Annotated in this window: 13 protein-coding genes; 7 read left to right on the plus strand and 6 right to left on the minus strand. The window is 45.1% G+C overall.

Features of this window, described 5'->3' with window-relative positions:
- Nucleotides 1-48: 48 nt before the first annotated feature.
- On the minus strand, nt 49-5,427 hold the full coding sequence (locus tag DTQ70_RS14835; RefSeq protein WP_164490042.1) for a T9SS type A sorting domain-containing protein: 5,379 nt from the start codon (nt 5,425-5,427) through the stop codon (nt 49-51).
- Between the two features lie 215 nt (nt 5,428-5,642).
- Here DTQ70_RS14835 and DTQ70_RS14840 point away from each other — a divergent pair, with 215 nt between their 5' ends.
- The 4 genes from DTQ70_RS14840 to DTQ70_RS14855 all read left to right on the plus strand — a co-directional run bounded on the left by DTQ70_RS14840 (nt 5,643) and on the right by DTQ70_RS14855 (nt 12,069).
- Entirely contained in the window at nt 5,643-6,359 is a 717-nt protein-coding gene (locus DTQ70_RS14840; RefSeq protein WP_122931531.1) for a LytTR family DNA-binding domain-containing protein, read from the plus strand.
- Between the two features lie 53 nt (nt 6,360-6,412).
- On the plus strand, nt 6,413-8,248 hold the full coding sequence (locus DTQ70_RS14845; protein ID WP_122931532.1) for a sensor histidine kinase KdpD: 1,836 nt from the start codon (nt 6,413-6,415) through the stop codon (nt 8,246-8,248).
- Between the two features lie 43 nt (nt 8,249-8,291).
- On the plus strand, nt 8,292-10,142 hold the full coding sequence (locus DTQ70_RS14850; protein WP_164490043.1) for a tetratricopeptide repeat-containing sensor histidine kinase: 1,851 nt from the start codon (nt 8,292-8,294) through the stop codon (nt 10,140-10,142).
- Nucleotides 10,143-10,221: 79 nt separating this feature from the next.
- On the plus strand, nt 10,222-12,069 hold the full coding sequence (locus DTQ70_RS14855; protein WP_122931534.1) for a sensor histidine kinase KdpD: 1,848 nt from the start codon (nt 10,222-10,224) through the stop codon (nt 12,067-12,069).
- A 12-nt stretch (nt 12,070-12,081) separates the two neighbouring features.
- On the opposite strand, the gene DTQ70_RS14860 is transcribed toward DTQ70_RS14855, so the two are convergent.
- From DTQ70_RS14860 to DTQ70_RS14870, 4 genes are all read right to left on the minus strand, one after another.
- Nucleotides 12,082-13,332, minus strand: a complete 1,251-nt coding sequence (locus DTQ70_RS14860) for a DEAD/DEAH box helicase (RefSeq protein ID WP_206019522.1) — start codon at nt 13,330-13,332, stop codon at nt 12,082-12,084.
- Between the two features lie 94 nt (nt 13,333-13,426).
- A complete protein-coding gene (locus tag DTQ70_RS14865) occupies nt 13,427-14,095 on the minus strand; it encodes a DUF4386 domain-containing protein (RefSeq protein WP_122931535.1) in 669 nt (222 codons plus the stop codon).
- A gap of 257 nt (nt 14,096-14,352) precedes the next feature.
- Nucleotides 14,353-14,496, minus strand: coding sequence for a hypothetical protein (locus tag DTQ70_RS30725; protein WP_164490044.1), 144 nt, complete (start codon nt 14,494-14,496; stop codon nt 14,353-14,355).
- Between the two features lie 150 nt (nt 14,497-14,646).
- Entirely contained in the window at nt 14,647-15,105 is a 459-nt protein-coding gene (locus DTQ70_RS14870) for a hypothetical protein (protein ID WP_122931536.1), read from the minus strand.
- A gap of 112 nt (nt 15,106-15,217) precedes the next feature.
- Between DTQ70_RS14870 and DTQ70_RS14875 the strand changes: the two genes are divergently transcribed.
- The 3 genes from DTQ70_RS14875 to DTQ70_RS14885 all read left to right on the plus strand — a co-directional run bounded on the left by DTQ70_RS14875 (nt 15,218) and on the right by DTQ70_RS14885 (nt 17,283).
- On the plus strand, nt 15,218-16,168 hold the full coding sequence (locus DTQ70_RS14875; RefSeq protein WP_122931537.1) for a YafY family protein: 951 nt from the start codon (nt 15,218-15,220) through the stop codon (nt 16,166-16,168).
- 75 nt (nt 16,169-16,243) lie between these two features.
- Nucleotides 16,244-16,672, plus strand: coding sequence for a VOC family protein (locus tag DTQ70_RS14880; RefSeq protein ID WP_122931538.1), 429 nt, complete (start codon nt 16,244-16,246; stop codon nt 16,670-16,672).
- A gap of 158 nt (nt 16,673-16,830) precedes the next feature.
- Nucleotides 16,831-17,283 carry a GyrI-like domain-containing protein gene (locus tag DTQ70_RS14885; protein WP_122931539.1) on the plus strand — a complete coding sequence of 151 codons (453 nt, stop codon included), beginning with the start codon at nt 16,831-16,833 and terminating at the stop codon, nt 17,281-17,283.
- A gap of 85 nt (nt 17,284-17,368) precedes the next feature.
- Here DTQ70_RS14885 and DTQ70_RS14890 read toward each other — a convergent pair whose 3' ends face one another.
- Complete coding sequence (locus DTQ70_RS14890) at nt 17,369-18,214, minus strand: cupin-like domain-containing protein (protein WP_122931540.1); 846 nt, start codon at nt 18,212-18,214, stop codon at nt 17,369-17,371.
- Between the last annotated feature and the right edge of the window lie 131 nt (nt 18,215-18,345).

Below are 18,345 nucleotides of genomic sequence, written 5' to 3' on the forward strand. Positions count from 1 at the left end.
ATCAGCGACCCTTCATCACTGTTTCTAACATCTTCTACTGTTCACCCATTAAAGCTTCACAACTTTTAAAGTACTTTGGAAAGCTTCTGATTTCACCCGCAAGAAATATATTCCCGTTGGCAACTCACTCACCCCAAACTCCTCTTGGTGCGTGTTCGTCTCAGGTCTAAAATGGCGGCTCAACACCTCACGACCCACTGCATCAGTCAACGAAGTCTGCACCATTTGCCCCTTGCTATCTTGAACTTTCAAACGAAGAATGTTGGTGACGGGATTGGGGAGGACAGTGGCAAAGACACCGTTATCGGTTAGCTGTTTTCCGTTATCCGACCCTTGCACTTTGCCTTTTGCCTCTTGCCCATTTGCCATTTCTCTCGCTGCACCCACGCCTACCCCATCTTTCGACTGGATTCTGAACCAATATTCTTGGTACGCCAACACGTTGCCCTGAGGCTTCCGCGTTGAAGGATAAATACTCCCCCAACCCTTCATGTCCCAATAGCGAATACTCAATTTGTACAAGCCTTTTGGTAAACCAGCGTCATAAACGTTGCCGCCTGAACCGTTGTCCTCATAAAATCCATACGCAGGATGGTTTTGCGCATATAACTCCGTCCAACCCTCGCGATTGGCATACATAAAGTACGGCGCATTGTTCTCGTGCGTGTTGAAGGAGCGAATCACTCCCATCTCGGGCGTAGCCAACATGTCAAACGTCAACGAACCATTCGTACCTAAGGCACACGCATCCGCATGAATCGTCCAATAACGTGGTGCCATTTTATTCACATTCTCAACGTAGTACAACGTCGGAGACTGCTGCGTGCTTTGATCTAACTCAGGGCCGCCATCAGCCGTGATAAACTGACTACTCCACGCCGCGCGGTCGTTGCTCTTTATCCCCGATTTACTCTCCCCAATATTAATCAAACTCACCACAAATGCCTGCCAATAAACCTCTTTACGATTACTCTCCGCACTCTGGCAACCGCCCTCAAAGACGCACTTCGCCCAGTAACTCTGCTTCGTTACGTTGCTAAATGCCACCTCAAAACTTGGTGTGCTTACCCCTGTGTTCCAGCTTGTTGTACTTCCTACTGGGCAGTTGGCCGACACCGTCACCGTTGTTCCTGTACACACCACATCTTGCGATACTGTCACTATCGGCGCTACATTAACAGGTGTTACCGTAAACGTCACTACATTACTCTTTTCACTCACACAGCCGTTTTCCGTCTGGCAACGAGCATAGTACGAACTCGTTTCACTTGGAACCGTCGAGGGAAGACTCGATAATGCGACGTTCGTGGTGGCATTATACCAAACCGTCCGTAAACTCCCGCACGATGATTGCCCACTAAAAATTGAAGCGGGGTTACAACTTGTTGTTGGCGATAATGATACAGTAGGCGCAGCTGGAATACCTACCAATTTTAACCGCATCACTCCCGATTCACTCTCCACACACGATGACGTACCGTCCGATTTACGGCAGCGTACGCGGTAGTTATGAAACTGACTGTCCACCAATCCCAAGGGAACACCTGCGCTGTATTCCCCACCATCGACCGAGTAAAGAAGCAATTCTCCTGCACCACAATTGGCCGTAAAAGCCATCGGACTGTTGGTCAGGCTGCACACTTCTTTGGTCTCACCCGCTGCCACTGTCACCCCGTCCACCAACATCGATACATTCTGAGGAACCGAAGCACGGTAATTAATCGTCAATTCAATCGGTGACGTATAAGTCACGGGACAACTCGCATCACAGGCCGCTTGGTAGCGGTGCGGTTGGTTATTGGAGGATTGAGAAACTGGGGCTGTCGCCGACCAGTCGCTCCATGAACCACCTCCCACTTGTACTCGCCAAACTGGATTTCCCACTACACATAAACCCGAAACTGTAAACTGCAAACCGTTAACAGGATTCGCATCTGTGTCGCAGAAAACTTGTGTATTGCCTTCGTTCAACGTCTGTTGTAACGTATTCAGTACGATTGTAGGTTTCGTCTGCACTTTCACTTCGGCGCTACCTGTCATGGCTTGCGTACACGTCACCGTACTGGGCTGCGCTGCTGCACCCACACCAATCCGCGCTGGGGCGGCACCGCCTGTTTTCGTAGCTTCTACCGTGTAGGTACCTCCAGACTGAACGCCAAATGAAATCGCTGACCCTGTCCCTGCTACTACACTGCCTACATTGACACCGCCTTTCTTCAGTTGGTAACTTACCCCAGTTTCCGAACCGCTCAAGCCTACAACTACCCCTGAACCGCCTTGGCAGAAACTACCTCCACCTGTGACATTATAGGCCACAGGCTGCGCTACTACGCTCACGACTACATTACCACTCATCGTCGCGACACAATTCCCCGTCGTGTTCGTTGCTTCTACGGTATAAGTTCCCGCTTCTGTCTGATTTCCAAACGAGATAGCACTACCAGTGCCTGCTACCACACTGCCAATATTGCTACCACCTTTCTTGAGCTGATAGTTCACGCCCGCTTGCGAACTCGCCAAACCTACCACCGAACCGCCACTGCCCGAACAATAAGGGCCACCGCCTGTTACATTGTAGGAAGTGGGGGGGACGCAAGGTGGGGCGCATTCTCCCGCAGTGAAGTTCGGAACGGCGCAAAATTTATTATTTGATACCCACCCAGTTAAAGGGGGCGTATTGGAAGTCGATGGATTTGAGTAGATGTACGGATGAGCTTCAAGGTTATTGGTAGTTCTGTTTATATTCCATTGTAGCGTACCCGTTGCTGGAATACCCTTTGAATATTCCAACACCATGGCATCTCCCCCTCCCAGGTCTAACACCAACTTTGGTTTACCGTTGGTCATTCCTGTTTGTACATAAGTACCATTCAGTACCCCACAGGCATCGCTGACGCATATTTTTATGGGATTGGCAATGGTCACACTCATTTCTATCTCATTGCTGGTAGCAGTTGCCGACGCAGTGCAAGTCTCACCGCTGGTCATCACACAGGTAATCTTATCTCCATTGACCAAAGCCGCATCGGTATAAGTAGCACTATTTGTGCCTACGTCGTTTCCGTTTTTCTTCCATTGATAACTTGGTGTGGTGCCGCCATTGGCAGGCGTAGCGGTAAAAGTCACACTTGTACCAGCCGTGATACTGCCGCTTGGATTGGCCCCAATGTTCACCGAAGGTGTAGCCAGATTTCGAAGTGGGCCGCATCCTCCGCTCAGGATAGGTGTGCCACTACAACCTACATTGGCATCCGTTACCCAGCCTGTACAAGGCAAGTTAGAAACAGAACCTGTGCTATTGGTAGCAACCGGCCATCCTTCGGAATCGTACAATTCCCACAAGCTACCTGTCCAACGAATGAGGTTACGATCTTGCAAAATCCACTTGGGAGCACCGTTTTCTTTGCCCGCAGGAACGTAAGTACCATTGTAATCACCGCAAGACAAACCCGAAATCACAATGTTGGTGGGCGTTTTAGCACAGGGGTCTTCAATCGAAACTACAATTTCGTTGCTCGTCTTGGTCGCTCCGCAAAAGTCATTGTTGGTAACTTCAAAGGTGATTTTATCGCCATTTTCAAAGTTGGCCGACGTATAGGTCGAACTCCACGCTTGGGGGATATTCGTTCCGTTTTTCTTCCACTGATAGTGAGGTTCACCGCCTTGGTTGCCGATGGTAGCCGTAAAGGTGAGGCTTGTGCCCGGCAGTACTGTACCCGTTGGACTGACCGAAATAGAAGCTGTGGGCATGACGATAGGAGCAATGACGACGTTGGTAGTGATCACCTCCAAACAACCGTCATTGTCAACGGTGTAAGTAACGGTGTAGCTGCCGGCGGTACTTTTGCTTGGGTCTATTTTTCCCGTTTGAGCATCAATCGTAAGTCCCGTTGTAGAGCTGTAGCTTCCGCCGCTGGCGCCTGTGAGGGTCACAGTGCCTTCCGTAACGGTTGAACAAAAAGGAGACCCCGCATAGGAAATCGTAGTAGTTGGAGTAGGGCAAGGTGGGCATTCGCCGCTGGAAACGGTAATAGATGAATGGCAGTTAGCGCCATCTGTGGTAAACGGCACCCAGCCCGTAGTGGGTGGAGCGGTGTTCGTTGAACTGTTATAAAACAGCGATACATTCATTGAATTTCGGATGTACCAGCCTTCGGGGTGATTGGGGTCTCCTGCCCCCCAATAATAAAGGCGGTTTTGGTCATCGTCTTTCAAATCGGGGCGTTCGTTCGATATACCGGTTTGGGTGTATGTGCCCGCAGTAGTGCCACAACCAGACTTTACACACATAACAATAGGATTGGCAACTTGCAAGTTGGTACTGAGCGTAAAATTAATTGTACTTAAATCACACGAACCTCCAGTACTAGCCTGCCAGCATGAAGTAGGCACAGTTTTAGTCGTTGTTACGTTAGATAACTGACCGTTTACTCCCCCACCGATTTTCCATCTTAAACTTGACTTATCGAACTTTAATTCTTCCCCATCAGACCTTTTATAAACAGGCCGCTCATCAACAATACCAGATAAGTAATAAGTACCATTAAAGTGGGAGAGGCAACCGGTATTGACCAAAACGGAGGCAGCAAAAGTATTAGCAGGTTGAATGTATTCCCCATAAGCCACTTTGATATTGCCGCCAACGCAGCCACTATTTACTACTGTCCAGTCGCACGTGGGGGGCGCATCGGCAGTGGAGGCTGCCTTGTAAGCAATACCCATCGAACCACTCACCACCCACTGGGCATTGGGGGCATCGTAGTAAAGTTCATTGTTGTCGGAATCAACAAATTTTTTCTTGCCATTTAGCGTCCCCTTTTCAACGTAATTACCTGCCAAATTGCCACAGTCGGTATAAACAGCATACCGTTCTAAAATCGTAAGACTTACCGTTGTGCCGTCACTGTTGTTAAAGGCAACGGTGAAATCTCCCGTCGCAGTGGCCTGAAAATGCTGAACCTGTGAATATAAATATTGTTGTGGGCCAACTTTTTGGCATGTTCTAATCGTTGGCGCACTACATTCATCTCCTCCACTTATCCAGAAAACGGGTGAGTTGGCGGCTGTACAGATTTGCGTGAAAGAGGCAGGCATAATTGGTGTACGAAACGCCGCTACATTTGGAGTAATACAGACACTATTTTGGTTTGCATTTTTCTGAATGCCATAGCTGTAAATGGTTTCGTCCTTATAAAAAACATTGTTGTTTGTGCCGTCTTTATGATAAAATTTGTAGGCGGGGTAGCCAAACCCCGTAAAATCATTGACAGGAACAATAACTTCAGTAGTAGTAACGGGGCAATTGGTCTGCGCCTCAGCAGTGCTAAGGCAGCTCGAAAGCCCGATAATAAACCAAAACGCAACCCACAAAAACGACTTCAAATGTTTTTGGGATAAATGATTCAGTGAATGGATAATTGAGCTCATGATCGGTAAATGAAACTTAGAGTGATGATTTTTCGCAGAAGATATGTAGTTTTGTAAGAGACCAAGCACACTTATGGATGTACCAAAAGTAGAGTGGCTCGGTGGGACAAAATAGCCCAAAATGGCATAATTCATGAACAGTGCTTTTTACTACTTGAACCTGCCTTTTTGGTACATTAAATCATAAATCCAACCATTGGAATCAACCCTAGCTCGTGAAAATCAATACCCTCATCATTGACGACAATCCCAATTGGCGCCTGACTTTAAGTAAGTTTGTGGAAATGAACCCCGTTTTGAAGTTGGTAGCCGTTTGTGAATCTGCTTTTGAAGCGTACGCCAAACTCACTGAAAATGAGGTTGACTTACTCATTTGTGACATTGAAATGCCCGATATTTCGGGAATAGGCTTAGCCAAAAGCCTGCCCAACGGCCCTTTGATTATTTTTGTGACGTCTCACCAAGAATATGCCTTAGACTGTTACGAAGTTTCACCCGTTGATTTTCTGCTCAAACCCCTCAACTTCGAGCGCTTCCTGCAAAGCATCGAAAAGGTACGTAAACGCCTCCTCAGCCAACCCGAAGACATATCACTGAGCCCCTATTTTTTCGTAAAAGATGGGCATAATTACGAGCAAGTTCTCTACCACAATGTGCTCTATATGAAAGCACAAGAGCACTTTTTGCACATTGTCACCCCCAACCACACCTATACTCCAATGCTTTCGATTTCAAAAATGGAAGAGCAACTCAAAGGAGATGTCTTTTTGAGGGTACATCGGTCGTACTTGGTGCATCGGTTGGCCATTGCTACCATTACCAAAGACGATGTCATTTTGAGCAACGGCGAGAAAATTCCGATTGGAGATCAGTATCGCGCCAAAATCAATCGCCAACACATTGGGGGCAACCTCATTAACCGAAATGGCTAAGTAATCACCAAGCACCACCTATTTTTTGCTTTTATTCTCTAAATACCCTATCAATGAAGTGTATTTACCTACTCCTGTGTTTTGAATTTACCCTCCAGATTGCGCTTAAAGCCCAAAATAAATCAAGTTTTGACAGCCTGAAAACGGCCTTTTCAAAAGCAACTTCCGATACGGCAAAGTTGCGTATTCTATTTGCGGATAGACCCATGAAATACATGAGTAATTCTGATGGACTGCTGACGCTTTACCAAGAGGGATACATGCTGGCGAAACGGAAAAATGACAAAGTTGCTCGATTCAGAGCGATACACTACACGGCGTTGACATATATGTATGGTAAATTAAACGAGGAACTAGCCTACAAATGGCTTCAAAAAGCATTGGTAGAAGCAACCGCCGCAAAAAATAATCTATTTATTGGGACAGTCTATTACGCCATGGGAATTATACATGATCATCAAGGAAACCGAGACGAAATGTATAAAGCTTTCTTTAAGTCGGCCGACTATATTGAAAAAGCTCCCGACCCCGTTGTTGGCCCGTTTAATGCGCTTTCTGTAACCTTAGAAAATGATAAAAGGTGGGAAGAACAACTCTCCATCAACAAAAGAATGGTGGCTTTGATGGAACGAACCAAGGCCCCCCTAACCCAACTGGTGATTGCTTATGATGCGTTGGTTAATGCGTTAAGGCACTTCCCTAACCGAAAACAAGAGTTCGCTTATTACCGTAACAAAACCCTGGCAACGATAGACAGCGTACCCATGTCGGCTATTACACCCGATGTTCTGTTAATTATTGCTTCTGTTTGCCATAAGTACAATCGTTCTGATTTAGCTATAAACTATGCACAACAAATACTTAATTGGGGTGACAAAAACGGGGATCTCGCTTCTAAATGCCTTGCAAATAGTTTTTTATCGGAGGTGTATGAAGAACAAAAAAATTATCAACTTGCACTTAAATATTCAAGACAATTTCACATTTTAGATACCCAACATATTGAAAGCCGTTTAAAAGACGACGCAGGCAAAAAGATCATTAAAGCCCAAGCCGACTATGAAATTGCCCTTAAACAAAATGAGGTAGAAAGGCAACAACTATACACATATTTGTCGATTGCTGTAGCTGTATTAGTGATTATGCTGAGTATTGCCATTTATTATATTTATCGCCGTGAGCAGGCTCGAAAAGCTGAATTTCAACAGCTCAACGCCACCAAAGACAAACTCTTCGCCATCCTCTCGCACGACCTGCGCTCGCCCGTGGGCGTCCTCGAAAACAACGTCATGCTCACCAACTGGGGTGCACTGACCCAAGAGGAATTTGTTGAAGCTACCCAAAGTTTGGGACAAGAAATTAGGCAAGTAAGAACCATGCTCGACAACGTACTGCATTGGTCTATTTCGCAACTTGGGGGCATGAAACCAAACCCAAAAACAACTTATGTCTTGCCCATCATTGAGGCTGAAACCAAACTATTATACGCCAGTGCCGAAGCCAAAAGGATAAAAATAACCAGTCTCATTTCGCCCCAAGCGCAGTTGGTGATTGATTCAAACCATTTGGCCATCATCATCAGAAATTTGCTGCAAAATGCCATCAAATTTACCCCTGCTCAAGGAGAAATCAGCATAAAAAGCGCCGAAAAAGGAAAGCAATTCCAGCTCGAAATCAAAGACACTGGGATGGGAATCTCCCAAGAACGAGTGCGTAAGTTGTTTACAATTGACGAAAACTCTTCTCAGCAAGGTACTTCCCAAGAAAAGGGGACGGGACTAGGATTGGTCTTGGTGAAAGAATTAGTAGAGGCCAATAAGGGAACCATTGAAATCGAAAGTGAGCTAGGTGAAGGGACTACATTTTCCATCACTTTTCAGCAATCCTAAAAAGCAAAAAATGAATTAATTGAGAAATTATAAACAACTCACCATGTCCCGAATTTTAGTCTTTCTTGGGGTCATTTTGTGTGCGCTTTCATCCACCCAAGCACAACAAAAAGCTGCCGCAAGCAAAATAGATAGTTTAGCCAAGCATTTTTATTCTGCCAAAACGAATGCCTCAAAAATTCAGGTAATGCTCAACGCGCCCAAACGAATTGATGCGTATTTTGAAAAACCTGACCCTATTATAGACCTCTACCAAAAAGCACTTAAAATAGCAAAAAGTAGGGATGACAAAAAAAGCATCATCTCTTTTTTGATAGAGATAGCCCATCTTAAGATGTACACTGTTTTGGATGAGCCACAAGCATTCAGCCTATATTCGCAAGCTTTAAAATATGCTGAAGAAACAAATGACTTCGCCCTCTGCGCCCAAATATGCAAAGAAATGGCGACCATTAGCGAACATCAAAACTTCAAGGCTGAAATGTATAAATATTTGTTGAAGTCTGTCGAATATACCGAAAAATCGCCAATTGCTTTTTTGAACGCTTATAAGTGGCTGAAATACATGTACTTAGAAGACAACCGAATAGATGATGCCCTAAAAATCAGCAATCAGTGTATAAAGCATGTCAATGAGCGCTCAGCCTCAGTAGAACAGAAAGCATTGGCTTATGGATATTTGTATGAAGTCTTGAAGAAAATACCTAGCAAAAAAGAAGAAGCCAAGACGTGCCGGAAGCGAACCGTGGCATTCCTAAAGAATGTAAAAGAGGAGAGTGCATATGATCATTTAGAGGATATAGCTACGGTTTGTTATGAGGTGGAGCAATATGAATTAGCTATTGAATTTGCAAGCCGTATTTTTAGCCGATCAAGCGTTAATAAGCACATTGTGCTCAATAAAATGCTTTGTTATAAGATAATTGCTGATTCGTACGAGCGGCTCGGGCAGTACCAAAAAAGTTTAGAGAATTACAAAAAATATTCGGAGCTATATGTAAATTTTTTAAAATCTACGGTAAGTTTAGAGTCAGGCAGAAAAGTAATTCGAGCCGAAGGCGAACGTAACCTGCTGATGAAGCAAAACGAGGTAGAAAAAGAGCGATTTTATCGAAATTTGAGTTTTGCCATTGCGGCTTTTGTACTTCTTTTGGGAGGAGTTGTATTAGCTTTTTATAAACGTGAACAAAGACAAAAAAGGGAGTTAACCCAACTCAACGCCACCAAAGACAAACTCTTCGCCATCCTCTCGCACGACCTGCGCTCGCCCGTGGGCGTCCTCGAAAACAACGTCATGCTCACCCATTGGGGAGCACTGACCCAAGAGGAATTTGTTGAAGCTACCCAAAGTTTGGGACAAGAAATTAGACAAGTAAGAACCATGCTCGACAACGTACTGCATTGGTCTATTTCGCAACTTGGGGGCATGAAACCAAACCCAAAAACAACTTATGTCTTGCCCATCATTGAGGCTGAAACCAAACTATTATACGCCAGTGCCGAAGCCAAAAGGATAAAAATAACCAGTCTCATTGCGCCTCAAGCGCAGTTGGTGATTGATTCAAACCATTTGGCCATCATCATCAGAAATTTGCTGCAAAATGCCATCAAATTTACCCCTGCTCAAGGAGAAATCAGCATAAAAAGTACCGAAAAAGGAAAGCAATTCCAGCTCGAAATCAAAGACACTGGGATGGGAATCTCCCAAGAAAGAGTGCGTAAGTTGTTTACCATTAACGAAAAATCTTCTCAGCAAGGTACTTCCCAAGAAAAGGGGACGGGGCTAGGATTGGTCTTGGTGAAAGAATTAGTAGAGGCCAATAAGGGAACCATAGAAATCGAAAGTGAGCTAGGTAAAGGGACTACATTTTTCATCACGTTTCAGCAATCTTAAAAAGTAAAATTTGCTAACTAACCGACCTTCCCCGCAAGTGAATTTTTATAGATTAATCAAGAAATTATAACAACTCACCATGTCCCGAATTTTCGTCCTACTTGGGATCATTTTGTGTGCGCTTTCATCTGCCCAGGCACAACAAAAAGCTACCGTAAGCAAAATAGATAGTTTGGCTAAACTCTTCGATACCGCCCAAAGCAATGTCAAAAAAATTCAGGTAATGCTCGAAGCTCCTAAACGAGTTGATACCTATTTTGAAAAACCTGCCCCTATCCTAAATCTCTATAAAAAAGCCCTCATACTTGCCGAAAGCATCGGCGATAAGAAAAGCACTATATCACTTTTAATAGAGATTGCTTATTTTGAGATGTATATCACGTTTGATGAGCCCAAAGCCTTCCAACTATATTCCCAAGCTTTAACTTATGCCGAAGAAGAGAAAGATTATGCCTCCTGTGCTAAAATAGGTTTTGAATTAGCAGCCATCAACGAGCATCAAAACCTTAGGAATGAAATGTATAAGTACTTTTCAAAAGCAATAGAATTCAATCAAAAATCGCAGGTTTTATATCTTAGGCCCTACCGTTGGGCTTATGCGATGTATTTGGAGGATAATCGAATCAATGAGGCCCTCGAAGTGGGTAGGCAGGCCGTCCGTTACGTGGATGAGCGTTCAGCTCCAGCTGAGTTTAAGGCATTGGCCTACGGATATTACTACGCTGTATTAAAGCGAATGCCTAACAAACAACAAGAAGCCGCTATTTATAAGAATAGGATTGTGGAGCTATTAAGGCAATTTAAAACTCTTTCGGAAACAAATCAATCAGACGATATTGCCACTGTTTGTTATGAAGTTGAGCAATATAAATTAGCCATTTTCTTTGCCAATCAATTGTTTACAAAAACAGATATGGATAGTCAGCTTGAGGCTTCCAAGGTACATTGTTACGAAATGCTTTCGGCTTCTTACGAACGCTTGGGAGACTACCAGAAAAGTTTAGAACTCTACAAAGAATACTCGACTGCTTATGTAAAGGTGCTTAAAAATATGCTCACTTTAGAATCAGGTAGGAAGGTCATTCGAAGCGAAGGTGAACGTAACCTACTTATGAAACAAAAAGAGGTAGAAAAAGAGCGGTTTTATAAAAATTTAAGTTTTGCCATTGCAGCCTTTATTCTGATTTTAGGAGGTATTGTTTTCTTATTTTATCGAAGAGAACAAAAAACAAAACAAGAATTAACCCAGCTCAACGCCACCAAAGACAAGCTCTTCGCCATTCTCTCGCACGACCTGCGCTCGCCCGTAGGAGCCCTCGAAAACAACGTCATGCTCACCAATTGGGGTGCGCTGACTCAAGATGAATTTGTTGAAACTACCCAAAATTTGGGGCAAGAAATCAGGCAGGTAAGAACCATGCTCGATAACGTACTGCATTGGTCGATTTCGCAGCTTGGGGGAATGAAACCAAATCCCAAACGCTTGTCGCTAAATGAAGCCATTCAAGAACAACTAACGCTCCTACAACCTGCTGCCGATGCAAAAAACATTACCCTTCGGCTCCAAATAAAGGAATCGGTGTTTGTCAACGCCGATAAAAATCACGTTGCCATTATCTTCCGAAATCTCTTGCAAAATGCCATAAAATTTACGCGCTCGGCGGGTACTATCGACTTACTTCACCACGAAGACAACGCCTTTCATTACATTCAGGTCAAGGATACGGGCATTGGGATGTCGCCGCAGCAACTCGCGCAGCTTTTTCAATTGGGAGAACAAAACTCACGCCAAGGTACTGCCGCTGAAAAAGGGACAGGACTGGGTCTTGTGTTGGTGAAAGAATTGGTAGAAGCCAATGGGGGCAGCATTGATGTCACTAGCCACCCCGACGAAGGAACAAGCTTTTCTCTCCGTTTTCCAAAATAACGACATACGCTCCTACCCTTGCGGTGCAGGCTTTGGGCCTTTTGAGCCTTTGGGAGGGCCGCCTCTTCGGAATGGGCGTTTGTTATTTTTAGGCTTTTTGTTGGACGCCGCAGGCTTATACTCTGGCCCGTCGCCAAGGCTCGCTGGCAGCACTACCTTTGGCAGTTCTTTGCCAATAAGCCGCTCAATGGCCCCGAGTTTTCTTTGGTCTTTTTCGTTGATAAACGTCACGGCCGTGCCCGTCGTGGCCGCGCGGGCGGTGCGTCCGATTCGGTGAATGTAATCTTCGGGGTCGTGGGGAGCGTCAAAGTTTACCACCAAATCAATCCCTTCTACGTCAATCCCACGTGACAAAATATCCGTTCCAATTAGAATAGGCAAAGCCCTGCTTTTAAACTCTCGCAAAATCTCTTCTCGTTCTTTTTGCTCAAGATCGGAGTGAAACGCTTTGGCCTTTACTTTGGCTTTTCGGAGCTCTTCGTTAAGTTTTTTTACGTTTTCCTTCGTGGAAGCAAAAATGATGATGCTTTCGTAGCTGCCCTCCTTCAAAATATGTTTTAGCAACGGTATTTTTTGGGCGTCATAGGCCAAATAGATTTGTTGCAAAATTCCCTCGGCAGGTTTGGCAACGGCAATGCTGATTTGCTCTGGATTCCGCAAAATCGTCTTGGCCAGCGTTCTTATTTTTGGCGGCATGGTTGCCGAAAACAAAAGCGTTTGGCGTTGTGAGGGCAAATAGCTGATAATCTTGATGATGTCATCATAGAAACCCATGTCTAGCATACGGTCGGCTTCGTCCAAAATCAAGTGTTGCAGGTGTTTAAAGTTGATTTCGCCCATTTGTAAAAGCGCAATCAAACGCCCTGGCGTAGCAATGATTACATTGCCACCGTCGGCCAAAGCGCGGCGTTGTTGGCTCCATGCCGCGCCATCACCACCGCCATAAATGGCAATGGAGCTTACGCCCGTAAAATAGCCCAAGCCTTCGATTTGTTGGTCAATTTGGATGGCTAACTCGCGGGTTGGCGCTAAAACAAGGGTATTGAGGTGCCGAATTTCGTCGGGGGCAATGATAATTTTATTCAGAATTGGCAGCAAATAAGCCGCTGTCTTACCCGTTCCCGTTTGAGCGCAGGCAATGAGGTCTTTATTGTCAAGAATAACGGGAATTGCTTGGGCTTGGATGGGGGTAGGTTCGTCAAAACCCATGGCATTTAGACCATCCAAAAGCTCATATTCAAAGTCAAAATCGTCGAAAGTCAATGGTGATGTGATTAAAGGTGAAAATACAAAAATAGATTTTTTAGCACAATAATCTACTTATCTCCTCTCTTTTACCACAATAAGCTACCCTCTCCTACTCCTTCCCGCCTCTCACCATGAGCCAAACGGCCAATGAAAGTTCGCCCAAGGCCATTGGAGCGCTTAAAATCGCTTCGATTTGCCCCCGATAAACTTCAAAATTTGCGATGACCTGTTGGGCTGTATGAATACCTACATAACAAACTCCCGCAAAAACGACCAGAAGGCCCAGCCATTTTGGGATTTTAGGCGACTTTAAAATCAAATACCCCAACACCAACAAGTGAACGCCAAACAAAATTAGCCCCAACGACCAAGCCCGCAAGAAATCTTCTAAATGCGCCATGACCTCTGCTGCGTTTTGCATTTTGGTAGCATCTAACAAAGGGAGCAACGGCAGTAGCGCCGCACCGAGCATAAGCGCATAGACCCAGCGAAGCACCGCCGCCAGCATCGACAAGTGTGAGTGGGTACGGTAAAAGAAGCTGTAAAGCGCCCAACCTACCAGCACATCCAAGAGTAAAACCCCGACAAACGTGGCTACCACCCAATAGACAAGCGAAGGGGCTTGCTTAAATTGTTGAAAAGTCGCCCACGTATCTCCTTCCACGTACAAAGTTTCAAACGCATAACCATAACCTATGCCCGCCAATAAGGCCATCAAGATTAAAGAACTACCTGCCAACAGCGCCATTGAGCGCTCTCGATTTTTTGTAAATCCCATACACTTTATTTTTTGAATGTTGGGCACAAAATTATCGACTCGCTCTGGTACAATTCATTAACCTAAGATAAGAAATGAGTGGTGCGTTCGGATACTAAATGACGTGCGTTCGGATACTCATATCCGAACGAAATCGACGAAATCGGGAGGTTGTGAGCAACCTCCTGCACAATGTGCGTTCGGATACTTATATCCGAACGAAATCTGCGAAATCGGGAGGTTGTGAGCAACCTCCTGCACAACGTGCGTTCGGATACTCATATCCGAACAAAATCGACTAAATCGGGAGGTTGTGAGCAACCTCCTGCACAACGTGCGTTCGGATACTCATATCCGAACAAAATCGGCGAAATCGGGAGGTTGTGAGCAACCACCTGCACAATGTGCGTTCGGATACTCATATCCGAACAAAATCGACGAAATCGGGAGGTTGTGAGCAACCTCCTGCACAACGTGCGTTCGGATACTTATATCCGAACGAAATCGGCGAAATCGGGAGGTTGTGAGCAACCTCCTGCACGGCGTGCAACCTCCAGCACAGAGCGCACGCACTACGATTTCTTTACAAATTTCAACGTCAATTTCGTCATACGGGGTGGGTCATAGAGCGTGCTGCGGGTCTCCATCTCAAACGCATCTTCATACACGTTGCGCGGATAAATGTTCCAGCCTCCCGTTTTAGCCACGGTATCACGCAAAGCAATGACATTTTGTTTTTGGTATTTTTCCCACTGAAAATGCTTGTTTTCGGTAGCTCCCTTAAAATGTCCTTCAAACGTACCATTGGGCAAAAAACGTACCCAATCCATATATTCGTCAAACTGAACCCCGCTGATGTGCGGAATATGCTTACCTTCTTTAAAGACAGGCGCTTCGTCCATGAGGATTTCTTGAATTTGCCATTTAGACACCCCCGTTAGTCGGGCTTGGGCTTCGTCAACGTTTTCGGCAGGGCGATTACAGCCCAACAAAATCAGTAGAAAAATGGGTAACAAATGGCGTAATTTCATCGCTTTTTTTCGTATTTTTAGCCCTAAATAAACTTTCAAATACCTTCCCGAAAGTTTCAGAACTTTCGGGAAGGTATCTCTCCGTACAAGTATAGCGCATTTTTTTAAAACAATGAACCGCATCGACCGCCTTACAGCCATCTTGATTCAATTACAATCTAAGCGCGTAGTGAAAGCCCAAGAAATCGCTGATCGTTTTGCCATTAGTCTTCGTACTGTGTATCGCGACATACGCGCGCTCGAGGAAGCAGGCGTTCCGATTGGTGCCGAAGCGGGCATTGGGTATTTTTTGGAAGACTACCATTTACCTCCCGTTATGTTTTCCAACGAAGAAGCGAGTGCGTTGCTTTTTGGAGCAAAGTTGGTAAGTAAAATGGGCGACGCTTCGCTCAATGAAAGTTTTGAATCGGCACTTTACAAAATTAAATCGGTTTTGAAACGGTCGGAAAAAGAACACCTCGAAGACCTCGATAGCCGCGTAGCAGTACTGAACCGTCGCCGTCAGCAGCCATTTTCGGAGCATTTGCTCCACCAAATTCAGCAGGCCATTGTTCGCCAACACGTTTTGTTGATTGATTACGTCTCCAATTATCAGCCACAGGCTACGCAACGCGAAATTGAACCCATCGGACTCGTTTACTACAACTCACATTGGCACTTGATTGGCTATTGCCGCCTTCGGGGCGACTACCGCGATTTTCGTACCGACCGCATTCAGCAATTAGTCAACACGGAGAAGTTTTTCCAAAAACAAAACCTGTTGACCCTTCAAGCCTACCTTGGTCGCCTTCGGGTGCAGGAAGATTTGGAAGAAACTGTCGTTTGGGTACACCGTGGCGCGGCCGTTTTTATGCAAGAACAAAAGTACAGTTGGGGATTCATTTCCGAAGAAACCCAGGGCAAATACGTCCGTATGACGTTTATGACGCAGTACTACGAAGGCATCGGTCGGTGGCTGCTTTCGTACGGCAAACACATCAACGTCGAAGGCCCTCAAAAGCTCAAAGATACCATGCGCGACATCGTTTCAGAAATAGCCGAACACTATCTGCAACCCTACTGACATACCGTTGTCACTACGGCTATTTACCTTTGTAGAGTCAAATAAAACAACACATTATTTAACCTACAACAAGCCATGACAACAATCAATCCTTACTTCAGCTTTTTGGGAAACACCGAAGAAGTTTTCCTTTTTTACAAATCCGTTTTTGGCGGAGAGTTCGCTGGTCTTCAACGCTTTAGAGACATCCCTGGCGGCGAAAACATGTCGGCCGACGAGCAAGATAAAATCATGCACGTAGCCTACGAAATAGCGCCAGGTTACGTACTCATGGGTACCGACTCCCTCGAAAGCGCTGGGCATACCGTCAACGTGGGAAACCATATTTCGCTTTCTATCGGAACTGACAACAAAGAAGAAGCGGAACGTCTCTTCAACGGTTTGTCGGCAGGTGGAGAAATCGAAATGCCCCTTCAAGACACTTTCTGGAATGCCTACTTTGGGGCGTTTACCGACAAATTTGGCGTAAAATGGATGGTAAATTACGACTATCCGCAAAAGTAACTTTGAGTACCTTCCCGAAAGTTCAAAACTTTCGGGAAGGTTGTTTTGAAGTGCGTATTTCGGCGCTTTTACCGACAAGTTTGGCGTAAAATGGATGGTAAATTACGACTATCCGCAAAAGTAACTTAGCAGCTATTACCCTATTTTTTTCAACAGCCATGAATAACAAATATACCAAACCGTTCACCGCCCTCGTTTTTATAACCCAAACGACACTTCCACAGCTAGGCGCTCACGTTGGACACGTTGCGCAAGATTTATACCGCGAAGCAGCGGCGCTAAATTTACTTCCAACGGGACCTATCCACTGGAATTACGTAGGTGTGGACGGCAAGCCTGACACAGTTTTTACCCTCGACATTGTGTTACCCGTTCAAGGGAAAGAAGTGACTTCTGATCGCTTTGCTTTTCAAACCATCCTACCTTTCAAGTGCATATCGCTTGTACATGCAGGCCCTTGGGAAGAGCTTCCTCAGGTGTATGGAAAGGCCATGAGTTTCATCCATTCGCAAGGCTTGCAACTGAGTGGCGCCAATCGCGAACTCTATGTAATAATGGACTTTGAAAACGTAGCTAACAATGTCACCGAGGTGCAAATTGGCGTTTTGTAAATAGAATAGTATTCAGTGTTTGCACGGTTAACAGACTACGAAACCTTCCCGAAAGTTAAAAACTTTCGGGAAGGTTGTTTTTTGTTTATATAAGCGCCAACGCCCGCTCGTTTGCTTTTTCTTCTTTCCAGTGTTTCCAAGTCGGCCCCAACACTTTGTTCATGCCTTTGTCAATCACAAAATGGCGGGTAATGTTCCACAAACCACGGAGGCGCGTAAACATTGTATCGTTGGAACGCAACGCAATCGAAAATCCTCCGTCCACATAATGAATGAAATGCCAAAAAGTAGAGGGAATAAAAATGGTTTCGCCGTGTTCGAGGGTCGTGTCCCAGCCTTGTGCTTTTCGGAATGCGGGATAACGTTCGTAATCGGGTTTTAAAACATTGACGTGGCTTTGTACCGTAAACGGATGCTGATACAAATACGGACTTTGGTCGGGAGCAAAAAGCACCACGCGTTTGCGGGTCTGAAACTGTGTCAAAAACACCGAAGAGCAATCAATGTCATAGTGCAGATTGACGACGGCATCTTGTCCACCAAAAAACATAAACGGATACTCTTTCACAAACCCGTTGGTGATGGTCGGAATTTGTACGTCTTTGACCAAGTCGGGGGCATGTTGAAAAATGTTAAACAAAAACATCCGTAACTCCGTCGGCCCAGCTTGAATCAAATCCAAATACTCACCAAAAGGCATGTGGATTTTGGGTGCCATGTAGCCTTTTCCCGCATCGTGAAAATCGTTTCCAAAGAGCGGTACGTTCATTTGTCCGTAGTTTTTTTTCAAATACTCAAACGTCCACTTTTGAGTGGCGGGCCACTGAGCCGCCAAGTCTTTAAAAACAACGGGTTTGCCTGGCAATAGGTACTGTTCTCTAAATTCTTCGGGGGTAAGGCCCGAACGTTTTTCAATTGGCTGCAATTTCATGATATAACGCTGGTTATGAAGTGGAAAATAGTATTGTCAAAATAACAAAAAACCCAAAAAAATGACTCACACTGTTCTAACAATTTAATATACGTTTAATGAGCCCTGCCCTTTCTGAATGACAACTCACC

This window comes from Runella sp. SP2, assembly GCF_003711225.1.
Classification (GTDB): Bacteria; Bacteroidota; Bacteroidia; order Cytophagales; family Spirosomataceae; genus Runella.